General features: G+C 57.3%; 16 protein-coding genes. 9 read left to right on the top strand and 7 right to left on the bottom strand.

Annotated features, from left to right (window positions below; translation table 11 throughout):
* Positions 1-173 precede the first annotated feature (173 nt).
* The 4 genes from guaD to xdhC are packed head-to-tail and all read left to right on the top strand — an operon-like array spanning position 174 to position 6,222.
* Positions 174-1,508 carry a guanine deaminase gene (gene guaD / locus ABUK12_RS04065; RefSeq protein WP_410015075.1) on the top strand — a complete coding sequence of 445 codons (1,335 nt, stop codon included), beginning with the start codon at positions 174-176 and terminating at the stop codon, positions 1,506-1,508.
* The gene (xdhA, locus tag ABUK12_RS04070) at positions 1,505-2,977 is read left to right on the top strand and encodes a xanthine dehydrogenase small subunit (RefSeq protein ID WP_410015076.1); all 1,473 of its coding nucleotides are present in this window, start codon (positions 1,505-1,507) and stop codon (positions 2,975-2,977) included. The genes guaD and xdhA overlap by 4 nt, the downstream gene beginning before the upstream one ends.
* A complete protein-coding gene (gene xdhB / locus ABUK12_RS04075) occupies positions 2,970-5,438 on the top strand; it encodes a xanthine dehydrogenase molybdopterin binding subunit (protein ID WP_410015077.1) in 2,469 nt (822 codons plus the stop codon). The genes xdhA and xdhB overlap by 8 nt, the downstream gene beginning before the upstream one ends.
* Positions 5,431-6,222 carry a xanthine dehydrogenase accessory protein XdhC gene (gene xdhC, locus ABUK12_RS04080; protein ID WP_410015078.1) on the top strand — a complete coding sequence of 264 codons (792 nt, stop codon included), beginning with the start codon at positions 5,431-5,433 and terminating at the stop codon, positions 6,220-6,222. Before xdhB ends, xdhC begins: the two co-directional genes overlap by 8 nt.
* A gap of 107 nt (positions 6,223-6,329) precedes the next feature.
* On the opposite strand, the gene ABUK12_RS04085 is transcribed toward xdhC, so the two are convergent.
* Complete coding sequence (locus ABUK12_RS04085; RefSeq protein WP_410015079.1) at positions 6,330-9,566, bottom strand: autotransporter outer membrane beta-barrel domain-containing protein; 3,237 nt, start codon at positions 9,564-9,566, stop codon at positions 6,330-6,332.
* A 419-nt stretch (positions 9,567-9,985) separates the two neighbouring features.
* Here ABUK12_RS04085 and ABUK12_RS04090 point away from each other — a divergent pair, with 419 nt between their 5' ends.
* Positions 9,986-11,026: an NAD(P)-dependent alcohol dehydrogenase gene (locus ABUK12_RS04090; RefSeq protein WP_410015080.1), complete on the top strand. Its 1,041-nt coding sequence runs from the start codon at positions 9,986-9,988 to the stop codon at positions 11,024-11,026.
* 206 nt (positions 11,027-11,232) lie between these two features.
* The gene (gene dcp / locus ABUK12_RS04095; protein WP_410015081.1) at positions 11,233-13,293 is read left to right on the top strand and encodes a peptidyl-dipeptidase Dcp; all 2,061 of its coding nucleotides are present in this window, start codon (positions 11,233-11,235) and stop codon (positions 13,291-13,293) included.
* A gap of 63 nt (positions 13,294-13,356) precedes the next feature.
* Here the strand turns inward: dcp and ABUK12_RS04100 are convergent, their stop codons facing one another.
* Positions 13,357-13,629, bottom strand: a complete 273-nt coding sequence (locus tag ABUK12_RS04100) for a DUF3811 domain-containing protein (RefSeq protein WP_410015082.1) — start codon at positions 13,627-13,629, stop codon at positions 13,357-13,359.
* Between the two features lie 379 nt (positions 13,630-14,008).
* On the opposite strand from ABUK12_RS04100, the gene ABUK12_RS04105 reads away from it, so the two are divergent.
* Positions 14,009-14,476 (top strand): NUDIX hydrolase, encoded by a 468-nt coding sequence (locus tag ABUK12_RS04105; protein WP_410015083.1) that lies wholly within the window; start codon positions 14,009-14,011, stop codon positions 14,474-14,476.
* Positions 14,477-14,728: 252 nt separating this feature from the next.
* A complete protein-coding gene (locus ABUK12_RS04110; RefSeq protein ID WP_410015084.1) occupies positions 14,729-14,950 on the top strand; it encodes a type II toxin-antitoxin system Phd/YefM family antitoxin in 222 nt (73 codons plus the stop codon).
* 120 nt (positions 14,951-15,070) lie between these two features.
* On the opposite strand, the gene treY is transcribed toward ABUK12_RS04110, so the two are convergent.
* The 4 genes from treY to ABUK12_RS04130 form a co-directional block, all read right to left on the bottom strand.
* Positions 15,071-17,605, bottom strand: coding sequence for a malto-oligosyltrehalose synthase (treY, locus tag ABUK12_RS04115; protein WP_410015085.1), 2,535 nt, complete (start codon positions 17,603-17,605; stop codon positions 15,071-15,073).
* Complete coding sequence (gene treZ, locus ABUK12_RS04120) at positions 17,602-19,389, bottom strand: malto-oligosyltrehalose trehalohydrolase (RefSeq protein WP_410015086.1); 1,788 nt, start codon at positions 19,387-19,389, stop codon at positions 17,602-17,604. Before treZ ends, treY begins: the two co-directional genes overlap by 4 nt.
* Before the next feature lie 180 nt (positions 19,390-19,569).
* Positions 19,570-20,478, bottom strand: a complete 909-nt coding sequence (locus ABUK12_RS04125; protein ID WP_410015087.1) for an EamA family transporter — start codon at positions 20,476-20,478, stop codon at positions 19,570-19,572.
* Between the two features lie 228 nt (positions 20,479-20,706).
* Positions 20,707-21,633: a LysR family transcriptional regulator gene (locus ABUK12_RS04130; RefSeq protein WP_410015088.1), complete on the bottom strand. Its 927-nt coding sequence runs from the start codon at positions 21,631-21,633 to the stop codon at positions 20,707-20,709.
* A 175-nt stretch (positions 21,634-21,808) separates the two neighbouring features.
* On the opposite strand from ABUK12_RS04130, the gene ABUK12_RS04135 reads away from it, so the two are divergent.
* Complete coding sequence (locus tag ABUK12_RS04135) at positions 21,809-22,513, top strand: SDR family NAD(P)-dependent oxidoreductase (RefSeq protein ID WP_410015089.1); 705 nt, start codon at positions 21,809-21,811, stop codon at positions 22,511-22,513.
* A 101-nt stretch (positions 22,514-22,614) separates the two neighbouring features.
* On the opposite strand, the gene ABUK12_RS04140 is transcribed toward ABUK12_RS04135, so the two are convergent.
* Entirely contained in the window at positions 22,615-23,619 is a 1,005-nt protein-coding gene (locus ABUK12_RS04140) for a hypothetical protein (RefSeq protein ID WP_410015090.1), read from the bottom strand.
* Positions 23,620-23,773: the final 154 nt, after the last annotated feature.

The raw sequence follows: 23,773 nt of genomic DNA on the forward strand, positions 1-23,773 counted from the left end.
ATTGATATATAGGCATATTCAATAAAAAGTCGCTGGGCTGATATTGGCACAAATATTGCCAGTATCTAGGTAACGCTGCATTGCATTTTATCGCCCCTCTATGCGCATGGGTATACGGAACAGCATCCTTATACATGGCATAATATCCGAGGGCCATTACCGAGGCCGCTGTTATGAGTAATATTACCGCTATTCGCAGCAGTTTTTTTGATTTTAGGGCAGGCGTATCGGCTCCGGAAGAACTGGAAGAATCCGCCCGTTTTATCGAGGACGGCCTGTTATTAATCGAGGACGGAACCATTATTTCCCTGCAGTCCTGGCCCGAGGGACGAGACCAGTTGCACCCCCGGCAGGAGATCATACATCTGGCGGATAATATTATCATGCCGGGTTTTATCGACACCCATATCCATTACCCGCAAACGGAAATGATCGGCGCCGACGGCGCTCAGTTACTGGACTGGCTGAACCATTATACGTTTCCCACCGAAAGCCAATACCATTGCCCGGACCGCTCCGCCGGCATGGCGGCGTTTTTTCTGGACCAGCTGTTGCGTAACGGCACCACCACGGCCATGGTCTACGGCACGGTTCACGTCCAGTCCGTCGACGCGTTGTTTGCCGCCGCCTTCGAACGCCGGATGCGCCTTATCGCCGGTAAAGTGATGATGGACCGCCACGCGCCGGACGCGCTGCTGGAAACCCCGGCACAAAGCGAAGAAGCCACCCGCGGGCTGATTAGGCGCTGGCACAATAAAGGACGGCTGGGTTATGCCCTGACGCCGCGTTTTGCGCCGACCTCGTCTCCCGAACTGCTAAGACTGGCGGGGCGGCTGCGGCGGGAGTTTCCCGACCTGTATCTGCAAACCCACCTGAGCGAGAATACGCGGGAGGTCGCCTGGGTCAAAGAACTGTTCCCCGAGCGCGCAAGCTATTTTGATGTCTACCGGCATTATGGCCTGGCGGGCCGTAAAAGCATATTCGCCCATTGCCTGCATCTGGAAGAGCAGGAATGGCGCGATCTGGCGCACTCACATTCCGCCATCGCGTTTTGTCCCACGTCTAACCTGTTTCTTGGCAGCGGGTTGTTTAACCTGCGAAAAACATGGGATTTGGGCATACCGCTGGGCATCGGCACCGATGTAGGGGCGGGCACCACCTTTAACCTGCTGCAAACCCTGGCGGAGGCCTATAAGATCGGCCAGCTGCAGGGCTACCATCTGTCGATCCACGAAGCCCTGTACCATGCCACCCTTGGCGCCGCCCAAGCCTTATCCCTGGACGGGGTATTGGGCAATTTCATGCCCGGCAAGGAGGCTGACTTCGTCGTGCTCGACCCGAGGGCGACGCCGTTGCAGCGATTGCGCCAAACCAACAGCAAGACGCTGCGGGAACGCTTGTTCCTGATGATGATACTCGGCGACGACCGCACTATTTTTCAAACCTGGATCCAGGGCGAACCGGTTTATCGGCGCGATGCGGATACGATAAAACAGGGGGCGGCATGATCCGTTTTTTACTTAACCAAACGTTGGTCAGCGAAACCGGCCTGGACGCCAATCTCTCGGTATTAGACTATCTGCGCCGCCGCCAGGGGCGCATGGGCGCCAAGGAGGGCTGCGCGTCCGGCGACTGCGGCGCCTGCACTGTGGTTCTGGTACAGGCCGCCGGGGGCAAATTGCGCTATGACAGCATCAACGCCTGCATTACCCTTATCGGCGCGCTGCACGGTAAGCAATTGCTGACGGTGGAGGATTTATCCCATCAGGGACAATTACACGGGGTGCAGCAGGCCATGGTGGATAACCACGCCTCGCAGTGCGGTTTTTGCACGCCGGGTATTGTTATGTCGCTGTTCGCCCTGCAAAAATCAGCCGCCGGGGACACCGATGACGCCATCACGCAGGCGCTGGGCGGTAATCTCTGCCGCTGCACCGGCTACCGTCCGATTATGGACGCCGCCCGGCAGATCTGCCGGGCAGTGGACGACCGCTTTTCCGATCAGGAAAACCAGACGCTGGCGCAGCTGGCCCAACTACAACAGCAGGACGATCAGCCGGTCTCCGCGCCGCTATCGGGGCCTGTCGACGGTGCCGGTGTCCCGGCCAGACCTGTCAGCTTGCGTCCCCGCACCCTGGCGCAGCTGGGCGCCACCTTTCTACGCCATCCCGACGCCAGACTGCTGGCCGGCGGCACCGATCTGGCGCTGGCGATTACCTTGCGCCGCGAGACGCTGCCGTTACTGATTGATATTAACCATATTCCCGAGCTGAAAATTTTATCCGCGACCGAAAAGCAGTTGGAAATCGGCGCCGCCGCCTCGCTCAGCGCCTGCGAACCGTTTTTAGCGCGGCATTTGCCGGAATTTCGCGCCGCGCTGACGCGCTTCGCCTCGCGGCAGGTGCGCAACCAGGCCACGCTCGGCGGCAACCTGGCCAACGCTTCGCCCGTGGGGGATGGGGCGCCGATGCTTCTGGCGCTGGACGCGCGTCTGGTACTACGCCGCGGCGACGACGCCCGGGAGTTGCCGCTGGCGCAGTTTTTCCTCTCGTACCGCCATACCGCGCTGGCGGCGGGCGAATTTATCGAACGCATTATCGTACCAAGAGTGACGGCGTCACATAAATGTCAATTTTATAAGGTCGCCAAACGGCGTGAAGATGATATATCGGCAGTGTTTGCCGCCTTTTGCTGCGAAATCGAGGGAGGCGTCATCCGTTCGGCCCGTCTGGCCTACGGCGGCATGGCGGAGATACCCCGCCGGGCCACCGGCGCTGAGGGCGCATTGCTGGGCCAACCCTGGGAGCGAAAAACGGTCGAGCTCGCCTGTCTGCGGCTTGCGGACGACTTTACCCCGTTAAGCGACCTGCGGGCCGGCGGCGCCTACCGGCTGCGCGTGGCGCAAAATTTACTGCGGCGGTTTTATCTGTCCGCCTCGTTGCCACGTCATCGCCTGGAGGTCGACCATTATGTCTGAGCAGGCAAAACGATTTTCCGCCGCGCAGCGCCAGCAGCGCTACCGCCAGCCGGCCACAGGCGGCGTAGGCCAGCCGCAGCCCCATGAAAGCGCGGCCAAACACGTCAGCGGCGATGCGATATATATTGACGATCGGCCTGAATTGCCACACCAGCTGCATCTGGCGCCGCGGTTAAGCGAACATGCCCACGCGCTGATTACCCGTGTTGATACGTCCCCCTGTTATCTGATGCCGGGCGTCGAGCGGGTTATGACCTGGCGGGATGTGCCCGGCGAGCTGGATATCGGCCCGGTGGTCGCGGGCGATCCGCTGCTGGCAAAAGATCGGGTTGACTATGCCGGCCAGGTGATCCTGGTGGTGGCGGCGCGGGACCCGGTCATAGCCCGGCGCGCGGCGGCGGCGGCCGTTATCGAATACCAGCCTTTGCCGGCGGTGCTGGACATCGAGGAGGCGCTGGAAAAAGCGCTTTATGTCGACGCGCCGCATTGCCATCGGCGCGGCGACCCGGACGCGGCGCTGGCCGCCGCGCCGCGTCGTCTCCAGGGCAGCCTGCGGATGGGCGGGCAAGAGCATTTTTATCTGGAATCCCAGGTGGCGTCGGTGATCCCGGGCGAGGATGGCGCCATGCAGGTTTTTTCATCGACCCAGCACCCGACCGAGGTACAGAAACTGGTGGCGTCGGTGCTGGGCGTGGATATGAAGGATATTACCGTCGATATGCGCAGGATGGGCGGCGGTTTTGGCGGTAAGGAGACTCAGGCGGCGGGTCCCGCCTGCTTATGCGCCCTGGCGGCCCGGCTCACGGGCAAACCGGCTAAAATGCGTCTGAGCCGCCGCGATGATATGCTGATGACAGGCAAACGCCACCCGTTCCTGGTACGCTACGACGTGGGTTTTAACGCGCGCGGGCATCTCCTCGGCCTGAAGCTGGAATTGGCGGCCAACTGCGGTTATTCGGCCGATTTATCTCCCTCCATCGTCGACCGCGCCATGTTCCATGCCGACAACGCCTATTATCTCGCCGATGTGCTGATAACCGGCTACCGCTGCCGGACCAATACCGCTTCCAATACCGCGTTCCGCGGCTTCGGCGGCCCACAGGGCATGCTGGCCATCGAGCATATTATTGAACATATCGCCCGCGAAACCGGTCTGGATCCGCTGTCGGTGCGACGGCTGAATTATTACGGCAAAACAACGCGCAATATCACTCATTACCAACAGCCGGTGGAAGATAATCTGCTCGACGAACTCACCGACGCCCTGGAAACCAGCGCCGGTTACCGGCAACGACGCCGGGAGATTATCGCCTATAACGCCGCCAGCCCGATATTAAAACGCGGGCTGGCGCTGACGCCGGTCAAGTTCGGTATCTCGTTTACCGCCGGTTTTCTTAACCAGGCGGGGGCCATGCTGCTGATGTATACCGACGGTACGCTGCAGCTCAATCACGGCGGCACGGAAATGGGGCAGGGCCTGCATACCAAAGTCATACAGGTCGTGGCGCAGGTGCTGGGCGTCAATCCCGCGAAGATCAGGATTACCGCCACCGATACCGGTAAAATTCCCAACACGTCGCCCACCGCCGCGTCTTCGGGGGCCGATTTGAACGGCAAAGCCGCCCAGTCCGCCGCCGAAACGCTGAAACAGCGCCTGGTGACGATGTTATGCCGGGTCCATCACGCCGAACCGGAGCAAATTAATTTTCGCAACGGCATGGTCGACGTTGCGGGCCGGATCTTTACCCTGGGCGAAGTCGCCGAGCTGGCTCATCTCCAGCAGGTATCGCTGGCAAGCCAGGGCTATTACGCCACGCCGTCCCTTTATTATGATCGCCAGCAAGCCGCCGGCCGGCCATTTTACTATTTTGCCTACGGCGTGGCCTGTTCCGAAGTGGTGGTGGATACCTTAACCGGCGAGTACCGGTTATTGCGCGCCGATATCCTGCATGACGTAGGCGATTCGCTTAATCCGGCCATCGATATCGGCCAGGTGGAGGGGGGATTTATCCAGGGTATGGGCTGGCTGACCAGCGAGGAACTGATCTGGGACGCGCGGGGCCGCCTGCTGACCGACGGCCCGGCCACCTATAAAATTCCCACTATCGGCGATACCCCGGCGCAGTTGAACGTACATTTGCTGCAAAACCGCGCCAATCCCAAGCAGACGGTATTCCATTCCAAAGCGGTGGGCGAGCCGCCGTTTATGCTGGCCATTTCAGTATGGTGCGCCATCCGGGACGCGGTGGCCAGTCTGGCCGATTATCGCCGTCTGCCCGATATCGATGCCCCGGCCACGCCGGAGCGGGTCCTGGCGGCCGTGGATGCGCTGCTGGCCCCGACATTAGGTGACAATGTCACTAAAAGTGCTATTAACCCCGCCCCGGCAGCATCGGCCCAAACGATGCTGGCCGGCGGTCAAACGCCTGCGCGCCTGGGAAAGGAATCTCCCTATGACTGATAATTGGATCTCAGCGCTGGCGCAACTGCAGGCGGAAGGCACCCCGGCCGTATTGGTCACGATTATTGATGAACAGGGCTCGACGCCACGCGACAGCGGCACCAAAATGGTGGTGACCAGCAGCCGGCAATTTTGCACGGTCGGCGGCGGTCATTTGGAATTTCAATGCACGCGGATAGCCAGGGAACTGCTGGGCGAGCCTCGCCCGGCCTGTCGCACGGAGCGTTTTTCCCTTGGCGCGCGCCTGGGGCAATGCTGCGGCGGCATGACATCAGTGCTATTCGAGCCGGTGATTATGGCGCGGCCTCATATCGCGGTATTCGGCGCCGGGCACGTAGGCAAGGCGCTGGTCAGGATCCTGGCGGAGCTGCCCTGTGATATCAGTTGGGTGGACAGCCGTGCCGACCAGTTTCCACCGGCATGCGATCAACGCGTCAAGGTGATTATCGACGATCCGCTCGATGCCCTGGACGCCATGCCGGCCGACAGCTATTTTATCGTGATGACCCACGATCATCAGCTTGATTTTATGCTGGTTGAGCAGGTACTTAAACGCGGCGGCCATCGGTATTGCGGGCTTATTGGGTCTATCACCAAACGCCGGCGCTTTCTTTATCGCCTTGGCGAGCGCGGCATGGGTGCCGAGGCATTGGCGCAGCTGCGCTGTCCCATCGGTCTGGAGACGGTGAAAGGAAAAATGCCGGCGGAAATCGCGGTGTCGATAGCGGGCGAGGTGATTGGTTGCTATAACCGGCAGGCAAATAGCCGCGGCGAAATATCATGATATATAAGGCGGCGGGATGGCACCCGCCGTCCTCTCACGCCAGCGTACGCACGGCTCCAAAACAGGGCCGGCCGAGCCGGCCCTGAGCTGACGGCGCGCCGCGCCGCTTAGAAATTCACTTTCACGCCTAACGTACCGGTGGTGTCGTGGTATCCCTTGCCGCCGACTTGCTGGCCGATGCTGCCCCATAGCGCCAGATGCTCATTAATTTGTCCCTCATTACCCATTTTAATCTCGCCGATATCCCTGGCGCCCTCCTGGGAGTAGGCATCCTTACCCAGGCAAACGCCGAAGTCGTGGGTATTATGGATCCAGTTTGTTTCGACATAGGGCTGGAACATGCGCTGCCTGCCTTCATCCATGCTGGCATAACCGCGCATATACAGCCGTGCGCCCAGGCGGGTCTGGATATTATCATGGCCCAGCATGGTGATGCGCTCGCCGTTCGGGTCTTTCTGATCCCGTGCGCCGACGCCCATCCAGGCGACCTGTATTTGCGGTTGTAAATAGGTGTCAAAGGCGGCAGCGGAGAACAGTCGCCAGCTATGACCGGCTTCTACTGTGCCGACAAATCCAGCGGAACGGTAGGTTGCCGTATCGGCGGATTTATTTGCCGACGATCCGTTTTTAACATGATTGCCGAACCAGTTATAGTTTAGCGAGCCATCAAGATAGGGGCCTTCGTGATTGCCGTCGTTGCGATACCAGGTACCGTATATACCGGCGCCATATCCCTCAAGTCCGCCTTGGGCGCCTTTACCGTTAATGGCATGGCTATGGCTGCGGCTTTTACCCGCGCCGAGCATCACGCCGAAATGCAGTCCGTCGATACCGTCGCGGCTGCCGCTAACGATTTCCCCGCCCAATTGCACCTTTTGGGTATTGGTGCTGGCAGATAACGCGCCGTCGCGCATACGCGCCCCGGTTTGACCGCCGGCGATACGCAGCCAGAAAGAAGATTGACCTGCGCCATCGGCGCCGTTAAAGGCGGACGGGAATTCCGTGGCGCCGACCCGATCGTGCATGCGGGTCGCAAACAGGGTATTGGCGGTTGCCATATTGGCGGCATAGATACCCGCCGCCGGCTGCAAACTGCTGCGGGCCAGCAAGCCATTGCCCGCATCAACCCCCTGATTGTCCTGATTACTATTGAACAAGGCTAAGAGTCCATCATCAACCAAATCATCATCGGGCGGCGCGGAAGCATCAAGGTTTTCATCGAGCGACTCTGGAGAGTCCATTTCTTCAGTGAATAAGAGAACGAGGCCGTAATCCTCCTCCTCATCATCGTCACGGACACCGGAGTCCGCATTTTTATCAATCGGCTTGGACGCGTCCGTTTGTTCATTGAACAAGGCCACGAGGCCGAAATCCTCCTCCTCATCGTCGCCGCCGGCAGCGGAGTCCGCGTTTTTATCAAGCGGCTTAGACACGTCCGTTTGTTCATTGAACAAGGCCGCGAGGCCGAAATCCTCCTCCTCATCATCACCACGGACTGCGGAGTCCGCATTTTTATCAAGCGGCTTGGACGCGTCCGTTTGTTCATTGAACAAGGCAGCGAGGCCGAAATCCTCCTCCTCATCGCCGCCGCCGGCAACGGCGTGCGCATTTTGCACAGGCGGCCGAGAAGCGTCGCTTTGTTCGTTGAACAAGGCAGCGAGGCCGAAATCCTCCTCCTTCTTATCGCCGCGGGTAGAGTCTGCATTTGTATCAAGCGGCTGGGACGCAGCTCTTTGTTCATCAAACCGAGCAGCGGAACCGTTATCCATCCCATCATCATCGCCGCAGCCATGGGCGGGATAATCCCGCTCGTAGTCATTCTCTTCAAAGCCCTCGCCATGTAAATATTTATCGAACCTGCCAAGTTGGCTGTAGGGGGCTATGTTTGCATCTTGCGGCACGGTATTGGCAGTATTGTTAATCAGACCTTTGAAATTTTTACCCTCGCTCAGGTCTGCTTTTATGTGTGTGAGCGTATAAACGAGCGCATTAGCGTTATTCCCATCCCTTTCAGGCACGGGTCCCAAGTCACCGTAAATTCTATCAATCGCGTCATTTATAGAGGCATTGCTTTGAGTCCAGTCGTGATCATAACTGCCAACAAGGTCACTCGTACTGCTTATTATATTAAACTGGACCTTGGGGTATGGTGGTTTTTCTATTCGGTCTGGGAGAACAGTCCGATCCGTTGGTTTCGGCTGAATGGTCATGTTATTATTTTTATGCTGGAAAGTACGCGGCGGCTTAGCAGGCCCGCTTCTGTAATGGTTCGCCGTGTTATCCTGCGCATCTGCGGCAGGTATCTTTTTTTGCAGATGGATTTGATCAGAAGATGGTTTATTTACCCCATCCTTTTTTTCGGCAATGAATGCCACAAGCCGGTTATTTTCTTTTCTTACTTTGGCTTCATTTTCGCTTGAGGCGGGTGTATTTAGAAACATGAAGGCATCTTCAGAAACATTGCCATTTAACTTAATAGAGGCTATATTTTCTGGATTACTATTCAAAATATTACCTTTTACAAAAATATTGCTTTTATTTGGAGCGTTGCCTCTAATCTCCAATTGATTATTATCAGGATTATCATTTTTTTTATTTACCCTCAGAACAATGATCCCGTTATCTCTTGAGATATAATCGCCATCAATGGTAAGCGTGGTGTGCGGAAGGCTTTGACCAGGGGTAATTCCCTTCTCTGCATGTAAAGGTTTTTTGCTGAAGAAATCACCAATACTATTGAACTTGCTCGGCTTTTTAGTTTCAGGATCAACTGAAAGGGTACCTTCGTTGATGACATTTGATTGTATTATGCCATTGCCCTGGATTGTGGCGTTTTTGGAAGCACAGATCTCTTTTGCGAAAATTTGCGGAGAATTTTGCAGCAGCAGCGTTGAGTTGTCTACCATAATCGCTTCAATGTTGAGATTTTCCGGTATGCCTTCTTTAATGACAAACTCCCCCCCGCCTCTAAAAAACACGACGGTTTTTAAATCATTGGGTCTGCCTTTAGTCAACATTTTTTTATCGACTTTCTTGGTTCCCCCCTTTTTGCTATACAAATCCACAATATGGTACGTACTGTCGTTTCCCGAGTAGTACTCGAGTGATCTTTTATCAAAACTATGGATTTTCGATGAATCTAAATTTGGATTTTCAAATGTACTTTTAGAAGGTTTTATTTTTATGATATTCGAAAATGGCTTTATATTAGTACTGGCAGTGGGTGGAGAACCGTGTAAATCACTTTCATTGACTTTGCTCTCACTATCACTGGCACTATAAGCCTGCGTTATGCCACCGACTACCGTCAGGATGCCGATAAAGGTCTTTCTTGTTTTTTTCATGATCGCCTATTTATTTAGATTTTATTTAAAAATTACTCAAAAATACTATCGATAAGTTTATTGATTGTTACCCATAGCGAGGTGAGATAACGGGAAGCTATTCTAGCCAGACAAAAAACAAATACAGCTTAAAATAAACTATTGTTTAGGGAAGGTTTTACCTTCATTACGGCGGCCGTTGTTTTTTAACCTTTTTGATTAACAATTGACATATTAACCAAAGCAATAATAAGCCAAACAGTAATTATTTTGTGCGCGTTTACTTTTCAATGCGATTTATGGCCCTGATTGCAGGATCAGGCAATAACGCAAGAATAATCGTCTACCTTATCCGGGATGATTGCTGGCAGAATAGGGCAACAGTGGATGCATGGCGAACCTGCGCCATCTCCTTTATCAAGCAACCCGGAGTTTGTCATATGTCTAAAGCTAAAGGTTATGCCGCGCTCAGCGCCAAGGCGCCTCTTACGCCTTACTCTTTTGAGCGACGCGCCCCCGGCCCCGATGATGTCGTGATCAAAATCGCCTACTGCGGCGTTTGCCATTCGGATATTCACCAGGCCAGGGACGAGTGGGGCGGGGCTATATTCCCCATGGTGCCCGGCCATGAAATTGTGGGTGAGGTGGTCGCCGCAGGCGACGGCGTGACAAAGTTTAACGTAGGCGATCGGGTCGGCGTCGGTTGCTTTGTGGATTCCTGCACCCATTGCGCCGAGCGCGATGTGGATTTAGAGCAATACAAGGAAGGGTTGGTATTAACCTATAACAGCGTGGAGCGCGACGGCAAAACGCCAACCATGGGCGGCTATTCCGACCATATCGTGGTCAAGCAGGGTTATGTGCTGTCGGTTCCCGATAATTTACCCTTGGACGCGGCGGCCCCCTTGCTCTGCGCCGGCATTACCCTCTACTCGCCATTGCGTCACTGGCAGGCCGGGCCGGGTAAAAAAGTGGCTATTATCGGTCTTGGCGGCTTAGGCCATATGGGTGTGAAGCTGGGCAAAGCCATGGGCGCGGAAATGACCGTGCTCAGCCAGACCCTGTCTAAGAAAGAGGACGGGCTGCGTCTGGGCGCCGAACATTATTACGCCACGCAGGATCCGGCCACCTTCGAGAAGTTAAAAAGCACCTTTGATCTGATAATCTGCACCGTCGGAACGGAAATCGACTGGGGCGCCTATCTGTCGCTGTTAAAAATCGACGGCACCATGGTCCTGGTCGGCCTGCCGGAAAAGAAGGTGCCGCTGCACGCCGCGGCCCTGATCGGCGGTCGCCGCAGTCTCGCGGGTTCCGGCATCGGTTCGATTAAGGAAACCCAGGAGATGCTTGATTTTTGCGGCGAGCACAATATCGTTTCCGATATTGAAAAGATTAATATCCAGCAAATCAATGATGCTTATGAGCGGGTGGTAAAAAGCGATGTGCGTTATCGTTTCGTCATCGATATGGCCTCCCTGTAACGGCTGTTGATGCCTACTGGCCTAAATCAGTTTGATGACAAATTCGTGCTTGCGGGCATGATGGCTAGGATTGTCAGCAGTCTGAAATGCGCTTCGGCGCATTTTTTTTTGCCCATATTCTTCAGGGCGGGGGCAAGACTGTCTTTTCACCTGGGGCGTGCTAGCATGGGATCAGGGTTTACCGACCGATTCGGCAGGAGCAGATCATGCGCGACAATCACCTTCAGCAGCAAAATCCGTTTTACCAGCCCAGCCAGCTGCCTTTTCAGGCGCCCCCCTTCAACCTGATCCGGGAAAGCGACTATTCACCGGCAATCGAGGAGGGCATGCGCGCCTATCTCGCGGAGATTGATGATATTGCCTCCCGGCGCGACGAGCCGACCTTCGATAATACCTATGCCGCGCTGGAGCGCTCCGGCGCGTTATTAAAGCGGGTCATAAGCGTATTCGGCGCCATGACCTCCGCGAATACCAGCGATACGCTCCAGCGCATCGATGAGGAACAATCGCCAAAACTGGCCGCGATGAACGATGCGATAAAATTCAACGCCAGGCTGTTCAGCCGCCTGAAAACAGTGTACGACCAGCGGGATTCTCTGGCGATTTCCGCCGAATCGCGCCGGCTTATCGACGTCACTTATCAGCGCTTTGTCCTGGCCGGGGCGCAATTATCCGCGGCGCAAAAACAACAGCTTTCCACACTCAATCAGGAAGCGGCGACCTTAGGCACGCAGTTTTCCCATCGGCTGTTGGATGCCACCAAACAGGGCGCATTGCTGGTTGACGATATCAGCCAACTCGCCGGGCTGTCGGCGCAGGAGATTGCGGCGGCGCGGCAGGCGGCGAATGAGCTCAATCTTGGCGAACGCTGGCTCCTGGCGCTGCAAAACACCACCCAGCAACCGCAGTTGCAAACCCTGGAACGGCGCGCCACCCGCCAGGCGCTGTTCAGCGCCTCCATTTCACGGGCGGAAAAGAGCGACGGCAACGACACGCGGGCCATTCTTCTCCGGCTGGCGCAGGTGCGCGCCGAGCAGGCCGGCCTGCTGGGTTTTCCCGACTATGCCACCTGGGCGCTGCAGGATCAGATGGCGAAGACGCCGGCCGCGGCGCTGGAGTTTATGACGCGCATAGTGCCCGCCGCCACGGCGCGGGCCGGGCGGGAAGCCGCCGATATCCAGGCGCTGATCGACAGCGGCCAGGATAAATTTACCCTGGCGGCCTGGGATTGGCAGTTTTACGCCGATCGCGTGCGCAAAATGAAATATGACCTTAACGACGCGCAGATCAGACCTTATTTTGAGCTGGACCGGGTGCTGGAACAGGGCGTATTTTACGCCGCCCGTCTGCTGTACGGTATTGACCTCAAGGCGCGCGCCGATCTTCCGGTTTACCATCCCGATGTCCGGGTATATGAAGTCTTCGACCAGGACGGGGCGTCCATGGCGCTGTTTTATACGGATTATTTTCAGCGCGACAATAAGGGCGGCGGGGCGTGGATGGGCAATTTTGTCGACCAATCCCTGCTTCTGGGTACCCGGCCGGTTATCTATAATGTGGCCAATTTCGCCAAGCCCGCCGAGGGGCAACCCGCCCTGTTATCCTGGGATGACGTCGTCACCTTGTTTCACGAATTTGGCCATACCCTGCACGGCCTGTTTGCCAGCCAGGAATATCCGGGTCTTTCCGGTACGTCGACGCCGCGGGACTTTGTCGAATTCCCCTCCCAATTCAATGAACACTGGGCCGATGAACCCCGGGTCTTCGCTAATTATGCCAGGCATTATCAGACCGGCGCGCCAATGCCCGACGAGTTGCTGGCAAAAATTGAAAAGGCGTCGCGTTTCAATAAAGGGTATGAAATGACCGAACTGCTGGCGGCCGCGCTCCTGGACATGCGCTGGCATACGTTGAGCGCCGGCTTGCCGGAGCAACAGGTAGCCGAGTTTGAAGCCGCCGCCCTGGCTGAGTTCAACGTCAACCTGCCTTATGTCCCGCCGCGTTATCGCTCCAGTTATTTCCAGCATATCTGGGGCGGCGGTTATGCGGCCGGCTATTATGCTTATTTGTGGACGCAAATGTTGGCGGATGACGCTTTTGCGGGCTTTACGGAGCAGGGGGGTTTAACGGCGCGCAACGGGCAGCGTTTTCGTGATGAGGTGCTGTCAAAAGGCAATAGCCAGGACCTGGCCAAGGTGTATAAGGATTGGCGTGGCAAGGAACCCGATATAACGCCCATGCTGGTTAATCGTGGTTTACAGGAGTAAAGCAGTGCCAGGGGCGGGGAAGGTCCTCGCCCTGAGTGATTGATTTAGACCTTAAACACGACGTTAACGTTTACCACGCGAATGCATATTGGCAGTCCATTCATAAGTGGCTGAAATGTCAGGCTTTAGCTTCTTCTGACGTTTCACTACCCGAACCTGTTTGGCAATGATCTCACGTTCAGCCATCAGCTGGGCGATGTAATCATCCTTGACATGGTTGGTTTCTGAGTTGGAGAGAGGTAGTCCTTTGGCTTTTTTAGCCTGGTCGAGCAGGGTCTTAAGTTGGCGTTGTTCGCTTTCCGTCATGTCTTGCTGCGTCAGCTTGGGAATGAGCATAAATGTCGGCCTGAAAAGGGAAAGGACTACCATTGTAAAGGAAAGTTGGCTCCGTCTCAGTAAAAACCTCATTTAATGTGCAAACTGCCTGGCGGTAAAGCGACAAACGCGATCAGACCTCAACATTATGTTAAATGATGGCCAATGATATGGCCATGGCAGCCCAAGCTCCGGGCTGCGGGCTGCGGGGCCGTCGATTTGTCCGGCCTGAGATACAGGGAATAAAAGCGTGCGTGAACTGCTGTTGCGGCGTCCTGGGTCATTTGTCGAACCCTGTCGCTGCGCTATATTTGCTGTATAACCGTAGCCAGGGTTTCTCAGATTTCACGTAGCGCGATCAAAATTACGGCTTTTATGAGCACGGCATGCAGGAGAAAAGATGACATCACGGCCAGCATCCAGATTGTTGATTATCGATCCTTGCGGACGCATTTTACTGTTTAGGTTTATGCACCGCACGGATGCGCTGGCAGGAACCTCATACTGGGCAACGCCAGGCGGTGGCGTTGAACAAGGTGAGACATATGAGCAAGCAGCCGTCAGGGAATTATGGGAAGAAACCGGTATCATACGCAGCGACGTTGGCCGGTGTGTGGCAGAAAGAAATTTTGTAATGAAGTTACCGAGCGGTGAAATGGTTGCGGCCCAGGAAAAGTTTTATCTGGTGCGCGTTACTGACCATGACATAAGCATTGTGAATTGGAGCAGTAACGAAAAGAGTGTTATCAGCGGGCGCTACTGGTGGCATGCCGAAGAATTGAGCGCAATGAACGAAGCCGTTTACCCGCAGAATATTGCTGAGATGGTGAAATCGATTGGAGTGGATATTGAGAGCGGACATCCATAGTAAGACGGGATGCCGGCAAATACGCATTAGCCTGATGAGGCAAGGCGAAATCCAGCATCCACATGAAGTCATCTTGGTGCGCATAATGTATATTATGTTAAATAAGAGGGATGAGTCTCAACGATATACGCGCGCTACGTTCGTAACCAGCCCTTTCACATCACTACGCCTATAATACCCCTACGCGTTTACCCATGAAAACATGTACAGTTTGAATGTACGCCAGACATGTACATTTTAAGAGAACAATCCATGCAAACCTATACCTCGACCCAGGCCAGGGCCAAAATTTCCACCGTACTGGATACTGCGTTAAAGGGCGAACCCGTTGAAATCACCCGCCGGGACGGCAGTGCCGCCATACTGATCAGCAAAGCAGAATTCGACGCTTATCAAAATGCCAAACTGGATGCCGAATTCGACGCCCTCATGCAACGTCACGCACATACTGTCCAGGCGCTGACTGACCGTTGATACGCTGGAGAACCTAACGGTCGACGCGGCGACCGGCGTGAAAACGGTAGACCAACTGGCGCAGTGCCTGCGTGAGCGCCTGGATCATGCTTGGCGTGCCACGATGTTATATCTATAAAATCAAATTTTTAACAATATCACCGCCGAACGGCAGTCAACGGATTCCAAGTCTATCCTATCGGTCAGGAAGATCTCTTTTCCGCTGAGAATATCGCGGTAGCGGCTATTGGCGAGCCGCCCGGGCAAAGCTATTTCCCCCTGGGTCAAGCGTTGCTGATGCAGTTGAGCCGGATTGTCGTACAGCATACCGAAGACAAGGCGAGGCGCGATAACGATCAGCGCATCGTCGCTTTCCGCCCGGGCGAAGGCAATGACGTTTTCTGCCTGTTTGCCGGTGGCGGTAAGCGGCAAATAGTCGCCGCGGCGAAACAGCGCCGTCTTCTGCCGGCGCAAAGGCAGGATCCTGGCGATGATATGCTGCTTCAATTGGCCGCTAAGCCAGCCCTCCTCCGTGGCGACGACAGGTTTTTCGCTCCCGGCAAGCAGACGTTCAAGGGCGGCAAAATCCGGTTCTCGCCGGTTGTCGGGATCGACGAGGCTGAAATTCAGCGCTTCGCTACCCTGGTAGATATCCGGCACGCCCGGCGCCGTCAGCTTGATGACCGTCTGGGTAAGGCTATTGACCAGGCCGGCGCGGATAAAGGGCTGCAGCGCGCCGGTGAAATCCTGTAAAAATGTTTGGTTGGCCGGCGAGAGCAGATGGCGGACATAGTCGAGCACGGCTTTTTCATAGGCGTCGTTGCTGTCATTCCAGTCAGTGCGCAGTTTTGCTTCCCGCAGCGCCTTCTCCACAAAGGCCAGAAACCGCTCTTCGAGCGCCTGCAGGCCCTTCCCGTCTTGCGGGTCGAGCGTCACCGGCCAGACACCGGCCAGCGCCTGGAAGATCATCCATTCGACCGCCGGTTTTGGCGCCGCGCCGTCGTCAAGCACGGCGACGCTGGCCTGGTTCATCCGGCGCCAGCGGGCAACGCATTCCGCCCAGCGCTCCGGCGCCTCGGTGAGCGTATATAGCCGTGCGCGGGCATCCTCGCCGCGTTTGGTATCATGGGTCGAGGTGCCTGACAGCGCATCCGGCTGCCGTTCGAGCCGCGTTTGCATTTCCGCGTGGAAGCGGTCGAGCGAGAAGGCGCGCGGCATCGGTTCGGCGCCCACTTCGTTCAGGGCCAGCTCCATGTTCTGCCGGAAGAATAGCGTGTCCTCCACCGATTTCGCCATCAGCGGGCCCGTCAACTGTTGGAAGCGGGTGCGGAAAGTGGCGGCTTCGCCGGAAGCGATATCCGAGACCTCGCCCGCGAGCAGGCGGGTCAGGAAATCGAGCGCCCCGGGGTCGGGAGCGTTCACGCTGGCTTTCACCTTTCCAGTCACCTTGCGCAGCATCTCATCGCCCGCCGGTGGCAGCCCTTGCGCCGTGCCATAGGTGCGGTAGACCGGGAAGGCGACCAACAGCTCGCGCAGAGCCGATCGGGCGGCGTTTTCATCCAGCGCCACCCTTTCCATCCCGGCGATCGCCATCACCAGCTTGAGGAGCGTGGTAAATTCACCCGCGAAATTCCTGTCCACCATCAGCAGCTTGGCCGCCCGCAGTTCGGCTTTCATATCCACAGGCCTGCCCACGACATCGTCATAGGCCTGCCGCAACAGGTCTATCTTCTCATCGTCCACCAACACATCGGAGAGCGCGGCGATGAATTCGTAACCAGTGGTGCCGGAAATCGGCCAGTCCGGCGGGATCTGCTCGCCCTTGCCGAGAATTTTTTCCACCGTTATATAGCAGTCCGGCCCGGCTTCCTGCCGCAGGCGCTCAAGATAGGCTTTCGGATCGGCAAGCCCGTCCACATGATCCACCCGCAGCCCGTCGACCGCGCCGGTTTTGACCAGCTCGAGGATGAGCCGGTGCGTATCGTCAAACACGGCCCTGTCCTCAACCCGGACGCCCACGAGGCCGGTTATCTCGAAAAAACGCCGGTAGGACAGGTCGCGCGGCGCATCGCGCCAGGACATCAGCCGATAGGGCTGGCGCCCGTGGAGCCGGGCAATCGCCGCCTTGTCAGTGAGATTCAGCACCTCGGCCTCGCGGCCCTGCCAGGTTTCGGCGGCAAGCGGGTAGAAGGTGTCGTAATAGGCGAAAGCGGGCCTGCCGGTTTTCGGGTCGGGCTTTACGGCAATCTCGTCGTTTTCCAGGGCGCGTTCGAACGTATCGCCGAGGAAGGGCAAGGTCAGGCGCTCGGACCAGTCGATGTCGAAATGCCGGGCGTAGCGGCTGTTTTTGCCCTTCTCTACCACATCGCGCCACCACGGATTTTCCAGCGAAGCGGCCATGTGGTTCGGCACGATATCAAGGATCAGGCCAAGCCCCGCGCCCTGCAATGTCTTTACCATGCGATCGAAACCTGCCCGGCCGCCGATCGAAGGATCGATCTCGTTGGCGTCGGTGACGTCATAGCCGTGGGTCGAGCCGGACGTGGCGGTAAAGACCGGCGAGGCATAGAGATGACTGATGCCGAGCCGCTTAAGATAAGGCACCAGGCCGGCGGCGCGGTCGAAGGTCATGCCGTTGCGGAACTGAATACGGTAGGTAGCGGTTGGAATCTTCACTTTGCGTCTCCCGGGGCAACACGGACAATAATGGCGTTTTGCGGCAGGTCATTTGCCGCTTTCGGCCAGGCGAATATCGTCTCGCCCGGCTGGTCGGGAAGCGGCTGGGGTGTTTTGCCGATATTGAGCGCGATGGACAGCGTGCCTTTCGGGTAGGTCCAGGTGACGGCAAGGAAACCCGGCGCGGTCTGCACCACGTGGCCGGCATCGCCGCGGGCGGTGCTGAGCAACGGCACCACCTGTTTCTGGCGCAGCGCCAATAATTCTTTGGTCAGCGCCAGCCAGCTTTTGCCCGCCCCGCTATCGCGCTTTTTCCAGTCAAGTTTCGACATGTCGAAGGTGGTCTGCGCGTTCGGATCGGGCACGCTTTCGCCCTCGTGGCCGGCATGGCCCGCGAACTCACGCGCGCGGCCCTCGCGCACGGCCCTGGCGAGGGAGCCATGAAAATCGGTGAAGAACAAAAAGGGATTCATCTCGCCATATTCCTCGCCCATAAAAAGCAGCGGGATATGCGGCGAGAAAAGCAGCGCGGCGAGCAGAACCCGGGTACGGTCGGCGCCGGCCAGCGCAATCAGCCTTTCGCCCTGGGCGCGGTTGCCCACCTGGTCGTGGTTCTGGATGAAATCGACGAAGGCCGCCGGCGGCTGTCCCGTGCTTTTCACGCCGCGCGGCTTGCCGGTCTGCGCAGAGACCTCGCCCTGATAAGCGAAACCTTCCGCCAAAACGCGGGCGACCAGCTTTTCCGGCTCCCTGGCAAAGTCCTGGTAGTACGCATGCGTCTCGCCGGTGGCGAAGACGTGGACGGCATTGTGGAAGTCGTCGTTCCACTCGCCGGTGAAGAGCGGTACGGAGCCGTCCTCCCCGCGCGGATGCAGGAAAATGACGTTGCGACTGTCCTCGGTCGTCAAATGGATCGGCCGGTCGGTAATGCCGGCGCGGATACGCTCGGCTATCTCGATCAGCACGTGCTTGGCGGAACTGTCCTCGATCTGGTCTATGGCGTCGAAGCGAAGGCCGTCAAGGTGAAATTCCTCCAGCCAGTAGAGCGGCGCTTCCACGATATAACGGCGGGCCGCGGCAACGTCATAGGCGATGCCGGCGCCCCAGGGCGTCTTGCGCTCCTTGTGGAAAAAATCCGGCGCCAATAGCGGCAGATAATTGCCCTGTGGCCCGAAATGATTAAGGACGATATCCAGCACCACCGAGAGACCATGGCCATGGGCGGCATCGATAAAGGCCTTGAAATCCTCCGGCGCGCCATAGACGGAATGCGGCGCGTAGAGCAGCACGCCGTCATAGCCCCAGCCGCGGCTGCCGCCGAATTGCGCGACGGGCATGACCTCGATCATGGTGATGCCGGTTTCGACCAGGTAAGGCAGCTTATCGATCGCGGCCTGGAACGTCCCTTCCGGCGTGAACGTGCCGATATGCATCTCGTAGACGACCGATTCTTCCCACGGGCGGCCGCGCCATTGCGTATTCCGCCAGCGGTAACGCGCCGGGTCGATGACGAGGGAAGGACCGTCGACATCCGCCTTCTGGGCGCGGGAGGCGGGGTCCGGCACGGCCGTGCCGTCGGCAAGGATATAATGATACTCCGCGCCGGGAGAAACCCCGGTGACCACCAGCTCAAACCAGCCGTCGCCGCTCGGGTTCATCGCCCTGTCTTCGCCGGAAAGCCTGAGCGTCACCTTGTCCTGTCCGGTCGCCCAGAGACGAAAGCGAACGACGCCGGCGGCGACGTATTCGGCGCCCCAGCTTTTAGTAAATGATTTGGATTTCATTCAATTGCCTCGTTTAACCCGGAAGTAAGCAATGGACGATACCGCCCCGTCTTATGCCGGTGATGCGAGTTTCACGTAGAACAATCATAGACGATTATGCAGGAAGTGATGTGCCGCTGCGACAGGCAGCGGTTATGGCGCGACGCCGGCTGTGGGCGCGTTAATAAGGGTAAGGCGCCCTTAGACCTGGGGCGCCAGCCATCGGTTTATCAGGCGGGAACCGAAAACATTGATCAACAGGCCCAGCATAATAACGGCAACGCCGATGATTTGCAGGATATTGAGCAACTCCCCCAATATCAGGGCGGCGCTGGTTAATCCCACCACCGGCACCAGCAGCGCGAAAGGGGTGACGCGCCAGGTTTCATAGCGGGAGAGCAGCGCGCCCCACAATCCATAGCCGATAATAGTGGAAATAAAGGCCAGATAAATCAGTGAAAATATCGTGGGCGCCGTAATATCCACGAGACTGTCGACTATGGTCTGCCGGCCTTCGAAGATCCACGAGCATACTAAAAAAGGAATAACGGGAATCAAGGCGCTCCAGACAACCAGCGACAGAATCGGCGTGTTGGGCGCGGCGGTCATGATGTTTTTATTGGTGATATTGCCCAGCGCCCAGCACAGGCCGGCGGTCAGCGTCAATAACATACCGAGCGGAGGAATGGCGGACAACGCGTTGCTCATGCCGCCTTCCACCAGCACCGCCATGCCCGCCGCGGCAATGAGCGTACCCAGGATTTGCATGGCCTTGATTTTTTCCCCCAGGAAAATCGTCCCCAGGATGATGGTGAAAAATACCTGTGACTGAAGGATAAGCGAAGCAATGCCGGTGGGCATGCCGATATTAATGGCGCAAAACAGGAAGGCGAACTGCAGGAAACTGATGGTCAACGCATAGAGCGCCAGCCATTTCAGGGGGATTTTAGGCGCGGGGATAAAAAAAATGGCCGGAATGGCCACCAGCAGAAACCGCAGGCCACCCAACAGGAAAGGCGGCATTCCGTGCAGGCCGACTTTGATAATGACAAAATTAACGCCCCAGATTATGACCACCAACAGTGCCAACAGCGTATCTTTTACAGACATCCCCGGTTCCTTCAATATTAATGATATTTAAGCTGATTATGCAATTTGCACCATTTACCCATTAAATTAAAGTACCTGTAAAACAACTTCATTTATACATACAGATGGCATTGAAATAAAACAGTACAGTCGGTTAGGAAATCGCGGGCGCCAAGGGTTTGGGGTTACGGCGGCCATGCCAAGTAAGGTTACCCAACGTAAAGGGATTGATTGCCGTGCCGCGCGGTGTCACTCCGGCAACTGCTGGCGACAGACCCTCAGCACCATTTGCCTTAGCCAGCGATGGGCCGGATCGACCTCTGAACGCGGATGCCACATCTGCGATACCGTAATGCCCGGGGTTTTTACAGGAAGCTCAAAAAGACAGAGCGAGCCCTGCTCGCCCATGATAGTGATAACCGGTTGATTGATGAGAAATGACGCGGGTAGCAGCGCCACGAGGTCGGACGCCTGGGCCACGGCCAGCGCGGCGGGAAAGCTCGGCACCGCGGCCGCGATCTTGCGCGTTAGGCCTAATTCGGCCAGCGCTTCGTCTACCGGTCCGGCAATCCGCCCCCGGCGGGAGGCGACCACGTGCCCGAAAGACGCATACAGGCTGGCGGTGACCTTAGGCTCCAGCGCCAGCGGGTGGTTTTTTCTCACCACGCCCACGAACCGGTCCCTGAATAACGTCTGCAACCGTATTTCCGGGCCCATGGCCTCGGCTACGCCTATCTCAAGATCGGCCAGTCCTTCCCGCAAATAGCGTGGACTCTTTTCCGGCTTGGGCGCAAAACGCAGCCGCACGTGGGGCGCCGTCGCCGCCGCGGCGATAAGCAATGCGCCAAACGCCTCGACAAAACCATCGTTGGCGCGCAGGGTAAAGGTGCGGTCAAGCGTGGCTAAATTCAGTTCCGACGCCGCAGGCCGCAGTACGGCGCGCGCCTCCGCTACCGTTCGTTGCGTACGCGCCCGTATTTCCCCGGCATAGGGCGTCAATACCATGCCGCGCCCTGCCCTGACCAGTAAAGGATCGCCGGTGACCGCGCGCAGGCGGCCAAGCGTGCGGCTCATGGCCGAGGCGCTTAATCCAAGCCGGCGCGCGGCGCCGGCCACACTGGTCTCGGCCAGCAGCGCATCCAGCGCAATAAGTAAATTGAGGTCGGGTTCAGTCATGAAGCATTGTATCCCGGCCGGAAAAATGAGGGAAGGCGTTGGATGCATGTTATCAGTGCAAATGCTGCGTCTTCCGCCCTGTATTGCGCAGGGATATAGTGACTGCATCCAACGTCAATAGCTGCATTGATGGATAGCTTATCGCCAGACAGCGCACACGCAGAGGAAATAAAGCATGCCAACACCACCTTCCCAAAAGACGGTCCTTATTATCGGCGCCTCCCGCGGCCTGGGCTTTGCGATGGCGGAAGAGTCGCTGAAACGCGGCTGTAGAGTAATAGCCACCGGGCGAGCCTCGTCTGCTGACCGTCTTTTCCATCTTGCTGAACGCTTTCCTGATTCACTTGAAGTAGAGACCGTGGATATTACGCTGCCCCAGCAGATCGATGCGTTACATGAGCGGCTCAGCGATCGGCGCATTGACCTGCTTTTTGTCAATGCCGGCGTCAAAAATAGCGATCGGGAAACGATAGCGGACGTGTCGACCGATGAGTTTATTCGCGTGATGGTAACGAACGCGCTGAGCCCGATGCGGGTTATCGAGGCGTTTGAGGACCTTGTTCCGCCGACGGGCACCCTCGGCGTCATGTCTTCCGGCCAGGGTAGCCTCGCCAATAACACCAATGGTCATTACGATGTGTACCGGGGCAGCAAAGCGGCGCTGAATATGTTTATGCGCAGCTTTGCTGCGCGCCACGAGGGCGATCCCAGAACGTTTTTGCTGATGGCGCCGGGATGGGTGCGCACGGATATGGGGGGGCCGGAAGCGCGGCTGACTATCGAAGAAAGCATCCCGGCCCTGCTTAACACCATTGAGGCCTGTGCCGGGCGCACGGGATTACATTATCTGGACTATCTGGGAAGAACCGTCCCCTGGTGAGTCAACGCCATCGCTATCACGCCGCCTTCTCCAGCGCCGGCCCTCGTTTATCGTAACCTGAATTGAGGCGATAACCCGGGGCCGGTGCCGCCGGCATTGCGTTATTGCTGTGATGTCTCGGACGTCTGCGGCGTCGCGGCAGCCTGCGATGTTTCCGTTGTTTGCGGCGTTGTTGTCGTCTGCGGCGTCGCGGTTGCCTGCGATGTTTCCGTTGTTTGCGGCGTTGCTGTCGTCTGCGGTGTTGCGCTAGCCTGCGATGTTTCCGTTGTTTGCGGCGTCGCTGTCGTCTGTGGCGTTGCGGTAGCCTGCGATGTTTCCGCTGCCTGCGGCGTCGCTGCCGTCTGTGGCGTCGCGCTAGCCTGCGATGTTTCCGTTGTTTGCGGCGTCGCTGTCGTCTGCGGCGTCGCGGTTGCCTGCGATGTTTCCGTTGTCTGCGGCGTCGCTGTCGTCTGCGGCGTCGCGGTAGCCTGCGATGTTTCCGCTGCCTGCGGCGTCGCTGCCGTCTGTGGCGTTGCGCTAGCCTGCGATGTTTCCGTTGTTTGCGGCGTCGCTGTCGTCTGCGGCGTCGCGGTTGCCTGCGATGTTTCCGTTGTCTGCGGCGTCGCTGTCGTCTGCGGCGTCGCGGTAGCCTGCGATGTTTCCGCTGCCTGCGGCGTCGCTGCCGTCTGTGGCGTTGCGCTAGCCTGCGCCGCCGCCGTCTGCGGGACCGGGTCGTCTTTCAATTCGGTAAACACCGGTTTGCTCTTTACTACGGTATAAGCGATGTGTTTCGCACTGGTGGTCGTGGTGGTGATCTGCACCGGCGGAATGGTGACATGGCCAACCAGCGACCGGGCGTAACCGCCGATCTGATGCTTGCCCGGCGGTACATGCAGGGCTACGCTTTCGCCAGTGGCCAGAGCGCCGGCATCGCTGCCGTCGACGGTAACATAGATGGTCGCGCCATCCGCGGTGCGGGCGGGCACATGCGTCACGGTGACAAGCGTCGGGCCAGTGGTAAAGTCTGCCGCAGGTTTGTCGGCCGCGGGTTCGTCAAATGAGTGTTTTACGCAGCCGGTCAGCGCAAAAGCAGCCGCAATGGCGGCGAGGGTGAAACGGTTGATCATAGCGCGGTATCATCCTTTAGTGCTTTTTGTGATCTAGATCGCCAATATAACAGAAATCGATATTGAGATGAATGCGCCGGCCTGTGAACTAGGAGAAATCTGCTTATGGTTTTATGCCCGCGATGACGGGTAATTGTCCGGCCGAATGGGGATG

This window comes from Sodalis sp. C49 (genome assembly GCF_046352915.1).
Classification (GTDB): domain Bacteria; phylum Pseudomonadota; class Gammaproteobacteria; order Enterobacterales; family Enterobacteriaceae; genus Acerihabitans.

Bases quoted from the DNA above. Each gene is read 5' to 3' on its own strand.
- xdhA (WP_410015076.1), top strand. From the start codon at position 1,505: ATGATCCGTTTTTTACTTAACCAAACGTTGGTCAGCGAAACCGGCCTG.
- dcp (WP_410015081.1), top strand. From the start codon at position 11,233: ATGCGCGACAATCACCTTCAGCAGCAAAATCCGTTTTACCAGCCCAGC.
- ABUK12_RS04125 (WP_410015087.1), bottom strand. From the start codon at position 20,478: ATGTCTGTAAAAGATACGCTGTTGGCACTGTTGGTGGTCATAATCTGG.
- xdhB (WP_410015077.1), top strand. From the start codon at position 2,970: ATGTCTGAGCAGGCAAAACGATTTTCCGCCGCGCAGCGCCAGCAGCGC.
- xdhC (WP_410015078.1), top strand. From the start codon at position 5,431: ATGACTGATAATTGGATCTCAGCGCTGGCGCAACTGCAGGCGGAAGGC.
- ABUK12_RS04100 (WP_410015082.1), bottom strand. From the start codon at position 13,629: ATGCTCATTCCCAAGCTGACGCAGCAAGACATGACGGAAAGCGAACAA.
- ABUK12_RS04140 (WP_410015090.1), bottom strand. From the start codon at position 23,619: ATGATCAACCGTTTCACCCTCGCCGCCATTGCGGCTGCTTTTGCGCTG.
- guaD (WP_410015075.1), top strand. From the start codon at position 174: ATGAGTAATATTACCGCTATTCGCAGCAGTTTTTTTGATTTTAGGGCA.
- ABUK12_RS04130 (WP_410015088.1), bottom strand. From the start codon at position 21,633: ATGACTGAACCCGACCTCAATTTACTTATTGCGCTGGATGCGCTGCTG.
- treZ (WP_410015086.1), bottom strand. From the start codon at position 19,389: ATGAAATCCAAATCATTTACTAAAAGCTGGGGCGCCGAATACGTCGCC.
- ABUK12_RS04135 (WP_410015089.1), top strand. From the start codon at position 21,809: ATGCCAACACCACCTTCCCAAAAGACGGTCCTTATTATCGGCGCCTCC.
- ABUK12_RS04085 (WP_410015079.1), bottom strand. From the start codon at position 9,566: ATGAAAAAAACAAGAAAGACCTTTATCGGCATCCTGACGGTAGTCGGT.
- ABUK12_RS04105 (WP_410015083.1), top strand. From the start codon at position 14,009: ATGACATCACGGCCAGCATCCAGATTGTTGATTATCGATCCTTGCGGA.
- ABUK12_RS04090 (WP_410015080.1), top strand. From the start codon at position 9,986: ATGTCTAAAGCTAAAGGTTATGCCGCGCTCAGCGCCAAGGCGCCTCTT.
- ABUK12_RS04110 (WP_410015084.1), top strand. From the start codon at position 14,729: ATGCAAACCTATACCTCGACCCAGGCCAGGGCCAAAATTTCCACCGTA.